Here is a 12,780-nt window from a genome sequence, read left to right as displayed (position 1 = left end):
TCATACCCGGTACCCACCATGTATTCATGGCTGTCCCCGCCCTCACCCCGCGCAACATCCCACCGCGCTCGCTGCCGTTGCGCGAGGCGCGCACCCGACTGAGTCAGCTCGTCGCCATGGCGGAGCTGACCGACACCGTCACCGTGGTCACCCGCGACGGCGACCCCCGTCCGATCGCCGCCATCGTGCCGGCCGAGGCCGCTCGCAGTGCCGCCCAGGCCCGCGCCGACGCCGGTCGGCTGGCCGAGGTCACCGCAGGCTGGTCCCGACGCCTGGAAGCGCAGCGGGAGCAGGCCGGTCGTCGGCACGCCGCCGAGTTGCGTGCCATGCGGGCGGCGCTCGCCGAGGTGTGGGCCGAGTTGGAGCGCCGGGCCACCCCGGGCGACGCCGAGGTGGCCCGGCTGCGCGCGGCACACGCAGACCTCCTCGCCGGCTGACAACGCCCGCCCACTCGGGCGGTCCTCAGCCCGCCCGAGTCTGCCTGCCGGTCACGGCTCGCCCGAGCCTGCCTGGCGGTCCTCAGATCGCCGCCGCCTGCCTGCCGACCCTGGCGCGCCGACCGTGCCTTGCCGACCCGCAGTCCGTCCGAGCGTGTCGACCGCAGCTTGCGGGTGACCGGGTGGCGACGCTCGGCCACAATAGACTTTCGCGATGGCGGTAGTCGGGGGTGGCGATGAGTGAATCCGAAGTACCGGTCGGCGACCCGCTGCCGCAGCGCCCCGCCGAGCCCGCCGAACCCACCGCCGCGAACCGGACCCGGTGGCTGCGCCTCGGCGCGCTGATCGTGCTGCTGGTGGTGGCCGCGGTCACGGTGGTGCGGGTGGTCAGCGCGACCGCCCCACCCAGCCGGGAGCAGTTGCGGGAACAAGCCGAGCTGACCGGCAAACAGGAGCTGCTGATCGGGGTCAAGGACGATCAGCCGGGAGTCTCGCAGCTGTTGGAGAACGGCGCCTTCGTCGGCTTCGACATCGAGATCGCGTACATGATCGCCGAGGATCTGGGCTTCGACGCGTCACGGGTGCGGTTCCTGCCCATCGAGAGCGAGGACCGGGCCCGCCGACAGGCCCGCGACGGGCACCGGTACGTCACGGTCGATCTGGTGATCGCCTCGTACAGCATCACGGAGGAGCGTCGGCGCGAGGGTGTGATCTTCTCCGCGCCGTACCTTCAGACCGAGCAGTCCGTGGTCACCCGTGCGGACAGTGACCTGCGACCGACCACCTTCGCCGACCTGGCGGGCCGCAAGGTCTGCACCTTGGCGACCTCGACGGCGGAGCGGAACCTGGCCGCAGCCGGTGCCCAGGCGCACGGTCGCAACCGGATCAGCGACTGCATCCAGGAACTGCACGACGGCGAGATCGACGCGGTCACCACGGACGCGGCGATTCTGGCCGGATTCGTGGCCCCGCCGGCCGTCGAAGCGGCGCCCCCGAAGATCAAGATAAAGAACCCCAAGCCGTTGCGTCACTTCGACATCGGTGCCTCCGGTGACGAGTTGTGGGGGGTCAACACCGGGCCCGACCCGGCCATGCGTGACCTGGTCAATCTCTCCTTGGAGCAGGCGCGTACCGGCCGCAACGGCAAGCGGTGGCGGACCGCCTTCGACCGCTATTTCGGCTACGCCCAGCAGTACAGCGTCGAGCAGCAGGTTGCCGTCGACCGGCAGCCGCCGCCCGGCCCGGGGGACAAGGTGGAGGTGCGGCAGTGGCCATGGGAGAGGTTCGCCTGGCGGCACCCGAGTCCAGCACGGCCGGGCCCGGCGTCCGTCGCCGCCCGGGGGCGCGCCAGACCCAACAGTGGCTGCTGACCCTGCTGCCGGCCTTCCCGGTACTGCTGCTGGTACTGCGGTTGTGGCGGCTCAGCCGGCAGGACATGTCCACGATGCTGCTGCTGGTGCAGTACGTCAGCCCGCTCGGGTTGCTCAGTGCGCTGCTCATCGCCCTGGTCTGGGCGGTGCCCCTGGTGGTGCTGCTACCGGTCGTGCTCGGCCGACTGTTGCAGGTCAGCGCCCCGGACCGGTTCGATCCGGAACGCTCCCTGCTGGCCTACATCGCCGTGCGTACCCCGGGTTGGGTGCCGGTGGTGGCCGCCGCCCTGGCCGCTCTCACCTGGCAACTGCGGTTCCTGCCGGGTCTGGTGATGCTGCTGGTCTGGCTGGTCGCCCTGCACACCCGCAGCCGGTACCCCGACCGGCCGCGACTGCTGCTGGTCACCGGCCTGATCGTGCCGGTCGTCGTCGCGGCGGCCGGTTATGCCTGGCTCGCACCGGCCATCTGGTCGGCGGTCGGGCACGGGGAGTTGGCCACCGCCCTGTTGCTGGCCCTGCCGCCCGCCGGTGCCCTGGTGTTGACCGGCCCGGTGCCGGCGCGGATGGCACCGGCCGTGACCCGGGTGGTGATCTACGCGGTCGGGGTGCTGCTGCCGCTGTTGACCGGCACGGTATTCCTGCGTGTGCCGTTGCTGCCGGCGGTGGCGGTCGAGGTCGGGGAGCCACACACCCAGGAGGTGGTGCTGGGCGAGGCGGTGACCGTCACCGACCGGATGACGATCGTGTTGAGCCGTGCCGGGGAGATCCGCTTCCTGCCCAATGACGAGGTGCGGGCGCAGGTGCTCTGTCCGGACGCCGGTCGGGTGCCGAGCAGCCGGGTGGCCGTGGCCGGATGGCCGGTGGAGGACACCGCCTTGGAGTGGCTCATGCCGCGCCGACCGGTGGGTGCCCCGGACCCCCGCTGCACCGGCCTGGTGCCGTTGCCGGTGCCGTCCCCGTCAGCCGGGTCGTGACCGCCCCTTCAGGCGCCGGCCCAACTCGCGGGTGATCTCCCGGTCGGCGTCGCGGGCGGCCAGCGCCTGACGCTTGTCGTACGACTTGCGGCCCTTGGCCACGGCTAGTTCGACCTTGGCCCAGCCGCCGGAGAAGTACATCGACAGGGGCACCAGGGTGGATCCACCCTCCCGGATCTGTGCCAGGATCCGGGCGATCTCCACCCGGCGCAGCAGCAGCTTGCGGGTCCGGCGGGGTGCGTGGTTGGTCCAACTGCCGTAGCCGTACTCGGCGATGTGCAGGCCGTACAGCATGATCTCGCCGTCGTTTTCCTGAGCGAAGGCGTCGACCAGGGAGACCCGGCCCGCGCGCAGCGACTTGACCTCGGTGCCGGCCAGCACGATCCCGGCCTCGTAGGTCTTGAGGATGGTGTAGTCGTGCCGGGCCTTGCGGTTCGAGGCGACGATCGTCCGCTCGCCGCTGCGGGAGGTGCTCACCCGCCGAAGGATAGCCGCTGGTCGGACGCCGTCGGCGCGCCCGGCTCAGAGCCGGCGGCCGGGTGGCCGCCCGGCCAGTTCGCCGGCTTCACCCTCGGCTGACCCGGGACGGCACCGGCGCGGCCGGGGACCGGTCGACGGTTCCCGGCCGCGCCGTCGTCACGGGGCGGGTACGCCGAGGCGGTCGAGCAGGCGGCGCCGCAGCGCGCCGTAGGCCGGATCATCGGGGGAGCGGGTGGGCCCGAGGGGAACCGGCAGCTCCTCGGCGATGACCCGGGCCTCCAGCACGAGCAGGCGGTCGGCGAGCAGGAGCGCCTCCTGCACGTCGTGGGTGACCAGCAGTGCGGCGAAGCCGTGTTCGGCGCGTAACCGGCGTAGCAGGCCCTGCATACGCAGCCGGGTGAGCGCGTCGAGCGCGCCGAACGGCTCGTCGAGCAGCAGCAGGTCCGGGGCGTTGACCTGCTCGCCGACCACCAGGCTGAGCCAGGCCGCGCCGATGGCCAGCCGCAGGCCGAGGAAGAGCGCGGGCAGCGCGCCCGGCAGCACCACATGTCGCAGCCGGGCAAGCGCCCCCAATCCTCAGGCGGGCCGCCTCGACCAGTCGTTCGTCGATGTCCCGGATGCCGGCGTAGGTGTTGAAGCAGAGGGGGAAGAAGGCGCCGAGGGCGACCAGACTGACCTTCAGCGACTCGCCGATGCCGACCCAGATGATGAGCAACGGCACCAACCCGAGATGCGGCAGCATGCGCGCCATCTGCACCGGCGGATCGACCAGGTCGTCGCCGATGCGCAGCACCCCGGCGAGGGCGCCGAGCAGTACCGCGAGTCCTCCGCCGATGAGCAGCCCGGCACCGGCCCGGGTGAGCGAGTCGAGCAGGTGGGTCAGCAGGGTGCCATCGCGGGTCAGCCGCCAACCGGTGGCCAGCACCGTACTGGGTGCGGGTAACTTCTCCGCCGCCAGCAACCCCATCCTCACCTGGAGGCGTACTGGTTCGGCGAGGGGGTGCTGTCGGTGCTGGGCGAACGCGGTCTGTGGCGGCACCCGGCAGGATCGGGCGTGACCGCGTCCCAGCCCACCGGGATCCCGTTCGCCACCCCGCCGGTACCGGCGGGGCGTGGCTAGTCGGTGTCGAAGCCGACTGGCGCGCCACGGTGGCGGGCGAGCAAACCGACCGCCGACTGGTCAGCCGGGGTGGCGGGCGAAGAAGTCGGCCACCACCTCGGTGTGGGTGGAGAAGGCCAACTCGGTCGGCTCGGTCAGCACCAGCCACTCGGTGGCCTCCGCCGTCGGGGCCGAGGGGGGCAGCTCCTCGATCGGGCGGGCGGGCAGTTCACCGAAGACGAGGAGGGTGCCGCCGGCCGGTGCGCTGTGCACCGCGACGAGCTGCACCCCGTCCGGGTCGGCGATCAGCCCGGTCTCCTCCCGCAGCTCGCGCACCAGAGCCCCCGCCCACTGCTCGCCGTGCTCGATGAAGCCGCCGGGCAGGGCCAGCAGCCCACGGGCCGGTTCGATGGCCCGCCGGACGGCGACCACTCCCAGACCGGTCGGGGTACGCACCGGCAGCAGGGCCACCGCGACCGGCAGGGGGTTGCGCCACACCGTCTGGCCGCAGTGCCCGCAGCGCCTGGGCCACCCGGCCTGGGTCGGATAGGCGGTGCCACAGTACGAGCAGTGTGAATGGGCCACTCCGGTCATGCCGATGCACGTTACGCCCGCCCACACCCGCTCGCCGGCCCGGGTCCGGCCGCCGCCTGAACCCGCTCGCCGGTCCGGGTCCGGCCGCCAGGGCGCTCAGGAGATGGCGAGGCGGGCCCTGCCGATCGCGTCGATGCGCCCCCACCGTCCGGGGATGTCGAGCAGTTCGATCCGACCGAATCGCTGCGGGATCGCCGGGTGGACCACGAGGTGTTCACCGTACGGTTCGAGGCCCAGCAGGGTGCGCAGCAGCAGGAAGATGCCGCCGGTGGCGGAGGCCTGCGGGCTGTTCGCCGCCGGATACGGCACCGGATACCGGGTCAGTTTCCGGTCGTACCCGGCGAAGGACTCCGGCATCCGCCCGCCGAAGTGCTGTGCGGCCTCGATGATGGACTCGGCGATGATCCCCGCCTCGGCGGCGAAGCCGTATCGCCGCAGTCCGGCGGCGATCAGGGAGTTGTCGAAGGGCCACACCGTGCCCACGTGGTAGCCGAGGGGGTTGTATCTGGCCTGTCCCTTGCCCAGGGTCCGCACCCCCCAGCCGGAGAACAGCCGCGGCCCCATCAGGTGCCGGGCGACCGCCGGGGCGTGGGCTTCGTCCACGATGCCGCTCCACAGCAGATGGCCCATGTTGGAGGCGAGGGCGTCGACCCGGTCGCCGTCCGGGCCGAGGGCCAGGGCGAAGTACTCCCCGTCCTCGATCCAGAAGTCCCGGTTGAACCGCTGCTTGAGCTCCTCGGCCTGTCGCTCCAGGCGGTCGGCGTACGCGGGATCGCCCCAGAAGTCGCGGGCCAGTCGGGCGCCCCGCCGCTTGGCGTCGTACACGTAGCCCTGAAGTTCGCAGGTGGCCCGGGGGAGTCCGGGTAGCCGACCGTCGGCGTAGCAGATCGCCTCCGGGGTGTTCTTCCAGCAGTGGTTGATCGCCCCGGACTGCTCGTTGCGCCGCTGGTACCACAGGTAGCCGTCGCCGCGGAGGTCGCCGTACTCGTCGATCCAGTCCAGGGCCGCGCGGGCGGTATCCTCCAGGTCGCGGACCAGGTCGCCGTCGCCGGTCCACCGTTCGTACTCGTCGAGCAGGACGACGAACAGCGGGGTGACGTCCGCACCACCGAAGTACGGCGACTGGGGTCGCTCCTCGAAGGCCACCATCTCCCCCTGCCGGAACTCGCTGATTATCTTGCCGGGCTCCTCGTCCCGGAAGTCGTCGAGCACCGTGCCCTGTGGCAGGGCGAGCAGGCAAAGGGTGGTGGCGGCCGTGCCGGACACGAAGGGCAGGATCTGGAAGCAGGTGAGGATGGAGTCGCGGCCGGTGATGGTGGCCAACCAGGGCAGCCCGGCGGCGAGCATCGTCTCGTCCGGCATCGTCAGTGGGGAGAACCGCAGGCCGGCCAGGTCACTCAGGCCGCGTCGGTAGGTGGTGGCCAGCGGCTGCCAGTCACAGTCGAGTCGGGGTGCCTCGGTCAGCCACTGCCTCAGGTCAGGCCGCGACCGGGTGCCGGCCTGGCGGTCCGCGTGCCCCAGCCGGTCCCGTACGTCCGCGCCGTCCGGGCGCAGAATCATGCTCTGTACGCGCAGGGTGGTGCTCCACCGCCCCTGCCGGTCGACTCGGATGCGGAAGGTCATCCCGTGGCGGTCGACCTCGACGGGTTCGCTGGTCGAGACCTCGGTGGCGCGATGGAACCGCTCTCGACGGTAGCCGAGCCGCAGGCGGTCCTCCGACACCTCGCGGTAGCCGCGCAACTGCGACGCCTGTGGCAGGTTCACCTGCCAGGTCGACGCGAAGTCGCTGTCGATGTCGATGCGGATGACGTAGTCGGTCGGCTCGCCGGTGTGGTTGAGCACGGTCAGGCGTTCGGTGAATCTCCTCTCGGAGATCCACCGGTCACGGATGACGGAGACCTTGGCGTCGACGTAGTGGGTCGGGTTGCCGGGGACCAGGAAGAAACGGATCTCGTTGTAACTCGGCTCGTGCACCGCCAGGGGGTGCAGCTGCTCTCCGTTGATGCTCAGCCGCCAGATGGACAGGAACCGGGTGTCGTAGGCGAAGAATCCGCTAGGGCTGGGCGGATCGGAGGTGATGTCCCCGTTGTCCTCGCTGAGGGCGAAGATGTTGCCGTCGAGGATGCGCGTCATCCGCCTCATCACGGTTTCCGATCGTCCGCCGAGGCCGCTCGGGTGGCCACGGCCCGGGGATGGCGGGCTCCCCTGGGTGGGGCGAAGAGGCGTTCCAGCATGATCACGAAACGGAACTCGCCGTCCGCGGTGAAGTCGTTGCGCAACCAGGCCGGCAGCGGCTTGACCTCGCCGTACGCCATTCGAAGGAACAGGGTCTCGTCGGTGTTGATCACGGTTTCGGCCTCTGCCGGGCCACCCTGGGACACCGTGATCCGACCCCGGTCGATGTTGAGCAGCCAGTGGTCCACCCCGCGCGGGTTGACCAGATCGAAGCGGATCCGGCCGGAGACCCGCCGGAGCATCCGACCCCCGCTGCGGGTGAGGTCGTCGAAGAACGCCTGCACCGCTTCCGACATCGCACCAACTCCAAGGATCCGGCGGCGATCGACAGCACCGGTAGAGGTCGATCACGGGCAGCCAGTCGCACTTTTGTCACTTTAGCGGCTTTGATCCCCCTCCGGAGTCCTCTCTGCCGAGCCGTCGGCTCCGGCGACCGGCCCCGGAATATTGCCGTTGGTTTGCGCTGCGGATGCGTCTATGGTGGTTCGATGTACCCCGTCGCCCTACCCAACCGCGTCGCCGTCGTCACGGCGCCGCCGGTTTCGGCTGCGGCGAAGGCGGTGGCCCAGGTTCCCGCGCAGGCTGGTCACGGCCAGCCGAGCCCCGCAGGCCGGAGCCCTCCGGAAGTCGTCCACACCCACAGGACGACCAAGGGCGAAGCCACAGGCTTCCGCCCCTTTTCTTTTTCCGGAGAAGGAGTCACGGCATGAGCACCGACACCCACGACCAGAATTGGCTGACCGACCTCAGGACCACCCTGACGCACGAGTTCGAGACGCAGACCGCACGGCTGACCCAGTTGACGGCCGATACCGGCGACCCGGGCGAGGCGCACACCAACGCCGCCTTGATCGCGGCCACCCGGCAGAGCCTCGCCCAGATCACGGACGCGCTGCGGCGGCTGAGCAGCGGGAGCTACGGCGACTGCGAGAAGTGCGGCACGGCCATCCCGCGTGAGCGGCTGGAGATCCTGCCGCAGGCCCGCTTCTGCGTGCCCTGCCAGCAGAAGCAGAACCGCTGACCGGCGCGGGCTGCCGCACCGACCTACCGGTGCGGCAGCCCGCCCTCGCCGGGCGCGGCGGTCTCCCCGTCGGCGGCAGCCGACCCGGTCCCGTCGGCGGGGGGAGCCGAGGCGGTTTCCCCGGTAGGGGGCGATGCCACCTTCAGCCGGGCGGTGACGGTGGCGGTCATGCCGTCGGGCCGGTGGGTGAGGGTCAGTGCCCCGGTCAGCTGATGAGCCAACCAGAGCCCTCGGCCGCCCGGGGTGTCGGTGTCCGGTCGGTGCACCGTCAGATCGGCGCCGCCGGGCCCGTGGTCGACCACCACGCAGACCAGCCGGTCGGCGTACCGGAGCAGTTCCAGTCGGCCCTGACCACCGCCGTGCAGTACGGCGTTGGTGACCAGTTCGTGCACCGCCAGGACGAGATCCTCGGCCGCATCGCCGTGCAGACCGGCGGCGGCGACCTGTGCGGCCAGCAGGTGCCGCAGCGCGGTCACCGTCTGTCCGGTGAAGGACAGCGACAGCAGGGAGTCGACCTCGTCATCGCCGGATGATGCGCCGTCCGGGCCGCTGGCGTCCGGCCGGTCGAGGTTGCTCATGCTGGCAGATTACGTTGTCCGTCGAGATCCGCACTCCTTGCCCGAGGGCAAGTTCCGGCGCCATGGTGGCCGCCGTGCTCGCGTCGTGCTTTGCTCTGCTTCAATCCGCGCCACGCCCGTCCCGGAGTCGGGGCGGCGCGGCCGGGCCGCGCCCTGAGGTGGCCGGGGTGCGACGAGGAGGACAAGGAGACCAGGACATGGCTGACTTCGTCGGTGCCGTCGACCAGGGCACTACCAGCACCCGTTTCATGATCTTCGATCACGCGGGCAACGAGGTGGGTCGCCATCAACTGGAACACCAGCAGATTCTGCCGCAGGCCGGCTGGGTGGAGCACAATCCGCTGGAGATCTGGGAACGGACCCAGACGGTGATCCGTACCGCCCTGAACACTCACAGCCTGGCCGCCTCCGACCTGGCCGCGCTCGGTGTGACGAATCAGCGGGAGACCACCGTGGTGTGGAACCGGCGCACCGGTCGGCCGTACTACAACGCGATCGTCTGGCAGGACACCCGCACCGACCGCATCGCCGCGGCCCTGGACCGCGACGGCCGTGGCGAGATCATCCGCCGCCGGGCCGGGCTGCCTCCGGCCACCTACTTCGCCGGCGGCAAGATCCAGTGGATCCTGGAGAACGTCGACGGGGTGCGGGCCGACGCCGAACGCGGAGACGCGATCTTCGGCACCACGGACACCTGGCTGCTGTGGCACCTCACCGGCGGCACGGAGGGCGGTGCCCACCTCACCGATCCCACCAACGCCAGCCGCACCATGCTGATGGATCTGGAGACCCTGGACTGGGACGACGAGCTGCTGTCGTTCTTCGACATTCCCCGCGCGATGCTGCCCCGGATCGTCGCCTCCTCGGACCCGCAGGCATACGGCACGACCCTGCCGCAGGGCCCCTTCGCCGGGTCGGTCCGGATCGCCGGGGACCTGGGCGATCAGCAGGCCGCCACCGTCGGGCAGGTCTGCTTCGCGCCGGGGGAGGCCAAGAACACCTACGGTACGGGCAACTTCATGCTGCTCAACACCGGCACGGAGATCGTCCGCTCGGAGGCCGGACTGCTCACCACGGTCTGCTACCGGTTCGCCGGTGAACCCCCGGTGTACGCGCTGGAGGGCAGCATCGCCGTCACCGGTTCCGCCGTGCAGTGGCTGCGCGACCAGCTGAAGATCATCCGGACCGCCGCGCAGAGCGAGGACCTGGCCCGTCAGGTCGACGACAACGGCGGGGTCTACTTCGTACCGGCCTTCTCCGGCCTGTTCGCCCCGTACTGGCGCGCCGACGCCCGGGGCGCCATCGTCGGGCTGTCCCGCTACAACACCGACGCCCACATCGCCCGGGCCACCCTGGAGGCGATCTGCTACCAGAGCCGGGACGTGGCCGAGGCCATGGCGCAGGACTCCGGGGTGGCCGTGGAGTGTCTGAAGGTCGACGGTGGGGTGACCGTCAACGACCTGTGCATGCAGTTGCAGGCGGACATCCTCGGGGTGCCGGTCAGTCGGCCGGTGGTCGCCGAGACCACCGCTCTGGGTGCCGCGTACGCCGCAGGTCTGGCCGTGGGCTTCTGGAAGAACACCGACGAACTGCGGGAGAACTGGAACGAGAGTCGACGGTGGCATCCCTCCTGGTCGGAGCAGCAGCGGGCGGCCGGGTACGCGGGCTGGCAGAAGGCGGTCGGGCGCACCCTCGACTGGGTGCAGGTGGACTGAGGCCGGGGCCGGTGCGGTGGCGCACCGGGTGACGGTTTGTCGACCGGCGATGTCCGCCGATGTGGCTTAGCATTCCGGTGTCGGGCATCGAAGACCGGCGTGGAGAGGGGCAGCCATGCGGGTCGCGCGCGCGATCATGGCGATCGTGGTCGTACTGTCGGCCGGGGTGTTGACGGGGTCGGCCACCGCCTCCGCGTCCACGCAGTTCACCGTGGTCAACGCCACCATCCAACCGGCCACCGGGACTCCCAGGCCGGCCTCGGGCACCCATGCCACCCTGTGGCGCAACACCAGCTCCGCGACGACCACCGTGCAGGGCCCCGGGCCGCTGGTGGTGGGCGCCATCGGCGACTACTGCGAGGGGTGGCCGACGATCCGGGTGAGCGTGGGCGGCACTCCGATCGGGGACGTGACCGTGACCAGCGCGACGGACTACGGCGCCTACCAGGCCGGTGTCCCGTTGCCCGAGGGGCGGCACAGCGTCCGGATCGAGCTGATCAACGACCGCTACACCGGGGCGTGTGACCGCAACGCCCATGTGGCGTACGCCCGGGTCGACGCGGCGCCGCCGACCGACACCACCTTCAGCTTCGCGGTCATCCCGGACACCCAGGAGGAGGTGCTGAGCGCCGCGGACACCCGGTTCGCGCAACGGGTGAACTGGCTGCTGGCCCAGCGCCAGGCCCTCGACCTGCGATTCGTCACCCACTCCGGGGACGTGGTCAACTACGACACCCCGGATCACATCCAGTACGAGCGGGCGAGCGCGGCACTGCGTCCCCTGGAGCAGGCCGGGGTGCCGTACACCCTGGCCATCGGCAACCACGACGGCCAGATCTTCGGCCCGGACGGCAAGCCGCGCAGCCCGGCCGGGACCCTGCTGCGCGACACCGCGGTGTTCAACCGGTACTTCACCGCCGATCGCTTCGGTCAGGTGCAGGGCCGGTTCGAGGCGGGCAAGGTCGACAACATGTACGCCACCTACCAGGCCGGGGGAGTGCGCTGGCTGGTGCTGATCCTGGAGCCGTGGCCCCGGCGGGCCGCGGTCACCTGGGCGCAGGGTGTGGTGGCCGCCCATCCGCAGCACAACGTCATCGTGGTGACCCACCACTACCTGGAGAGCGACGCGACCATCGGGCAGGGGGCCGGGTCCGGTTCCACGAGCCCGCAGTACCTCTTCGACAACCTGGTGCGGCGCTACGCCAACATCCGGTTCGTCTTCTCCGGGCACACCGGCACGGCGGCGTCCCGGGTGGACACCGGCGTGAACGGCAACCGGGTCTACTCGTTCCTTCAGACCTTCCACTCCAGGTCGACCAACCCGGTCCGGCTGGTCGAGATCGACACGGCGGCGGACACCCTACGGACCTGGATCCACGCCCCGCACACCAACGAGAACTTCCCGGCGCACGACCGCAGGTACACCGGTCTGGGCCTGGTGCGCTGAGCCCGGCGACCTGTGTCGCAAAACTATCCCGATACTGTCTCGTTATTGTCCGGCGAATTGAGATGCCGGTAGAGGGTCGCCCGGGACACCCCGCAGGCGGCGGCGATCTCGTCGATGGAATGGGTGCCGGCGGCGTACATCCGCCGGGCCGTCAGCACCTGCTCCGGGCCCATCGACCGGGGTCTGCCCGGCCGCCGTCGCCCGACCCGCCCCCCGCCGACCGCCGAGTCGGTGTCGGTGTCGGTGTCGGTGTCCTCGGTGGTCGGCGGGTCGGCCAGCAGGCGGCGCACCCCGTCGAGCATGTCCGCGCGCAGCACCGGCTCCGGCACCTCCATCAGGAACACCACCGGGTCGCTGCACATCGCGATCGCCTGCACCGCCCGGACCCGGTCGCGTCGGCTCGGATCCGGGCCGGCGAGGATCTGGTTGGCCCGCATCGCGATGCCGACCAGCCGGTGGTAGGTGCTGCCCCGATCGACGAGCGCGAGGTCGTGCAGGAGCATGCCGAGCGGCCCACGATGCTTGAGCATGGTGTCCACCCAGCCCTCCAGCAGGGTCCACCGGGCCTGCCCGGCCGGCAGTGACCCGGCGGTGTCCACAAGCTTCTCCAGGTCCCCGACCATCGGTTCGGCCAGGGCGGCGAGCAGGTGTCCCTTGCTGGGGAAGTGATAGAGGATCGCGGCCTTGGTCAGCCCGAGTCGCTCGGCGATCTGGCGCAGCGAGGTGCGCTGGTAGCCGTGCGCGGTGAACAGCTCGAACGCGGCGCGCAGGATCCTCTCGCGGGTGCCGTCGGTCTGCGCCCAGGTCATGCCGTCGAGGGTAGCCGCCAC

Annotated in this window: 12 protein-coding genes and 1 pseudogene; 6 read left to right on the top strand and 7 right to left on the bottom strand. The window is 71.0% G+C overall.

The window, feature by feature from the left end; all coding sequences use genetic code 11:
- Window positions 1-26: 26 nt before the first annotated feature.
- The 3 genes from ACLQ2T_RS01165 to ACLQ2T_RS01155 all read left to right on the top strand — a co-directional run bounded on the left by ACLQ2T_RS01165 (window position 27) and on the right by ACLQ2T_RS01155 (window position 2,781).
- Window positions 27-437 carry a type II toxin-antitoxin system Phd/YefM family antitoxin gene (locus tag ACLQ2T_RS01165; protein WP_425764113.1) on the top strand — a complete coding sequence of 137 codons (411 nt, stop codon included), beginning with the start codon at window positions 27-29 and terminating at the stop codon, window positions 435-437.
- Between the two features lie 236 nt (window positions 438-673).
- Complete coding sequence (locus tag ACLQ2T_RS01160) at window positions 674-1,807, top strand: transporter substrate-binding domain-containing protein (protein ID WP_425764112.1); 1,134 nt, start codon at window positions 674-676, stop codon at window positions 1,805-1,807.
- On the top strand, window positions 1,711-2,781 hold the full coding sequence (locus ACLQ2T_RS01155) for a hypothetical protein (protein ID WP_425764111.1): 1,071 nt from the start codon (window positions 1,711-1,713) through the stop codon (window positions 2,779-2,781). The genes ACLQ2T_RS01160 and ACLQ2T_RS01155 overlap by 97 nt, the downstream gene beginning before the upstream one ends.
- Here the strand turns inward: ACLQ2T_RS01155 and smpB are convergent.
- The 5 genes and pseudogenes from smpB to ACLQ2T_RS01130 all read right to left on the bottom strand — a co-directional run bounded on the left by smpB (window position 2,767) and on the right by ACLQ2T_RS01130 (window position 7,485).
- Window positions 2,767-3,258: an SsrA-binding protein SmpB gene (smpB, locus tag ACLQ2T_RS01150; RefSeq protein ID WP_425764110.1), complete on the bottom strand. Its 492-nt coding sequence runs from the start codon at window positions 3,256-3,258 to the stop codon at window positions 2,767-2,769. The two genes, ACLQ2T_RS01155 and smpB, sit on opposite strands and share 15 nt — an antisense overlap.
- Before the next feature lie 159 nt (window positions 3,259-3,417).
- A pseudogene (locus ACLQ2T_RS01145) lies at window positions 3,418-4,300 on the bottom strand (ABC transporter permease subunit).
- A gap of 141 nt (window positions 4,301-4,441) precedes the next feature.
- Window positions 4,442-4,954 (bottom strand): NUDIX domain-containing protein, encoded by a 513-nt coding sequence (locus ACLQ2T_RS01140; RefSeq protein ID WP_425764109.1) that lies wholly within the window; start codon window positions 4,952-4,954, stop codon window positions 4,442-4,444.
- A 96-nt stretch (window positions 4,955-5,050) separates the two neighbouring features.
- The gene (locus ACLQ2T_RS01135; RefSeq protein ID WP_425764108.1) at window positions 5,051-7,096 is read right to left on the bottom strand and encodes a glycogen debranching N-terminal domain-containing protein; all 2,046 of its coding nucleotides are present in this window, start codon (window positions 7,094-7,096) and stop codon (window positions 5,051-5,053) included.
- Window positions 7,096-7,485: an SCP2 sterol-binding domain-containing protein gene (locus ACLQ2T_RS01130; RefSeq protein ID WP_425764107.1), complete on the bottom strand. Its 390-nt coding sequence runs from the start codon at window positions 7,483-7,485 to the stop codon at window positions 7,096-7,098. Before ACLQ2T_RS01130 ends, ACLQ2T_RS01135 begins: the two co-directional genes overlap by 1 nt.
- Before the next feature lie 410 nt (window positions 7,486-7,895).
- On the opposite strand from ACLQ2T_RS01130, the gene ACLQ2T_RS01125 reads away from it, so the two are divergent.
- Window positions 7,896-8,210, top strand: a complete 315-nt coding sequence (locus ACLQ2T_RS01125) for a TraR/DksA family transcriptional regulator (protein ID WP_425764106.1) — start codon at window positions 7,896-7,898, stop codon at window positions 8,208-8,210.
- A gap of 23 nt (window positions 8,211-8,233) precedes the next feature.
- On the opposite strand, the gene ACLQ2T_RS01120 is transcribed toward ACLQ2T_RS01125, so the two are convergent.
- A complete protein-coding gene (locus ACLQ2T_RS01120) occupies window positions 8,234-8,788 on the bottom strand; it encodes an ATP-binding protein (RefSeq protein ID WP_425764105.1) in 555 nt (184 codons plus the stop codon).
- A gap of 197 nt (window positions 8,789-8,985) precedes the next feature.
- Here ACLQ2T_RS01120 and glpK point away from each other — a divergent pair, with 197 nt between their 5' ends.
- On the top strand, window positions 8,986-10,503 hold the full coding sequence (gene glpK / locus ACLQ2T_RS01115; RefSeq protein ID WP_425764104.1) for a glycerol kinase GlpK: 1,518 nt from the start codon (window positions 8,986-8,988) through the stop codon (window positions 10,501-10,503).
- Between the two features lie 115 nt (window positions 10,504-10,618).
- A complete protein-coding gene (locus ACLQ2T_RS01110) occupies window positions 10,619-11,950 on the top strand; it encodes a carbohydrate-binding domain-containing protein (protein ID WP_425764103.1) in 1,332 nt (443 codons plus the stop codon).
- A gap of 23 nt (window positions 11,951-11,973) precedes the next feature.
- On the opposite strand, the gene ACLQ2T_RS01105 is transcribed toward ACLQ2T_RS01110, so the two are convergent.
- Window positions 11,974-12,759, bottom strand: coding sequence for a TetR family transcriptional regulator (locus tag ACLQ2T_RS01105; protein WP_425764102.1), 786 nt, complete (start codon window positions 12,757-12,759; stop codon window positions 11,974-11,976).
- Between the last annotated feature and the right edge of the window lie 21 nt (window positions 12,760-12,780).

Source organism: Micromonospora sp. DT229 (assembly GCF_049844505.1).
GTDB lineage: Bacteria > Actinomycetota > Actinomycetes > Mycobacteriales > Micromonosporaceae > Micromonospora.
Note: the sequence above shows the minus strand (reverse complement) of the source record. Positions and strands in the feature narration are given on the sequence as shown.

What these genes read in the sequence shown, in the direction of transcription:
- ACLQ2T_RS01160 (WP_425764112.1), top strand. Translation starts at nt 674, where the DNA reads ATGAGTGAATCCGAAGTACCGGTCGGCGACCCGCTGCCGCAGCGCCCC.
- glpK (WP_425764104.1), top strand. Translation starts at nt 8,986, where the DNA reads ATGGCTGACTTCGTCGGTGCCGTCGACCAGGGCACTACCAGCACCCGT.
- ACLQ2T_RS01125 (WP_425764106.1), top strand. Translation starts at nt 7,896, where the DNA reads ATGAGCACCGACACCCACGACCAGAATTGGCTGACCGACCTCAGGACC.
- ACLQ2T_RS01110 (WP_425764103.1), top strand. Translation starts at nt 10,619, where the DNA reads ATGCGGGTCGCGCGCGCGATCATGGCGATCGTGGTCGTACTGTCGGCC.
- ACLQ2T_RS01130 (WP_425764107.1), bottom strand. Translation starts at nt 7,485, where the DNA reads ATGTCGGAAGCGGTGCAGGCGTTCTTCGACGACCTCACCCGCAGCGGG.
- ACLQ2T_RS01140 (WP_425764109.1), bottom strand. Translation starts at nt 4,954, where the DNA reads ATGACCGGAGTGGCCCATTCACACTGCTCGTACTGTGGCACCGCCTAT.
- ACLQ2T_RS01165 (WP_425764113.1), top strand. Translation starts at nt 27, where the DNA reads ATGGCTGTCCCCGCCCTCACCCCGCGCAACATCCCACCGCGCTCGCTG.
- ACLQ2T_RS01155 (WP_425764111.1), top strand. Translation starts at nt 1,711, where the DNA reads ATGGGAGAGGTTCGCCTGGCGGCACCCGAGTCCAGCACGGCCGGGCCC.
- ACLQ2T_RS01105 (WP_425764102.1), bottom strand. Translation starts at nt 12,759, where the DNA reads ATGACCTGGGCGCAGACCGACGGCACCCGCGAGAGGATCCTGCGCGCC.
- ACLQ2T_RS01120 (WP_425764105.1), bottom strand. Translation starts at nt 8,788, where the DNA reads ATGAGCAACCTCGACCGGCCGGACGCCAGCGGCCCGGACGGCGCATCA.
- ACLQ2T_RS01135 (WP_425764108.1), bottom strand. Translation starts at nt 7,096, where the DNA reads ATGAGGCGGATGACGCGCATCCTCGACGGCAACATCTTCGCCCTCAGC.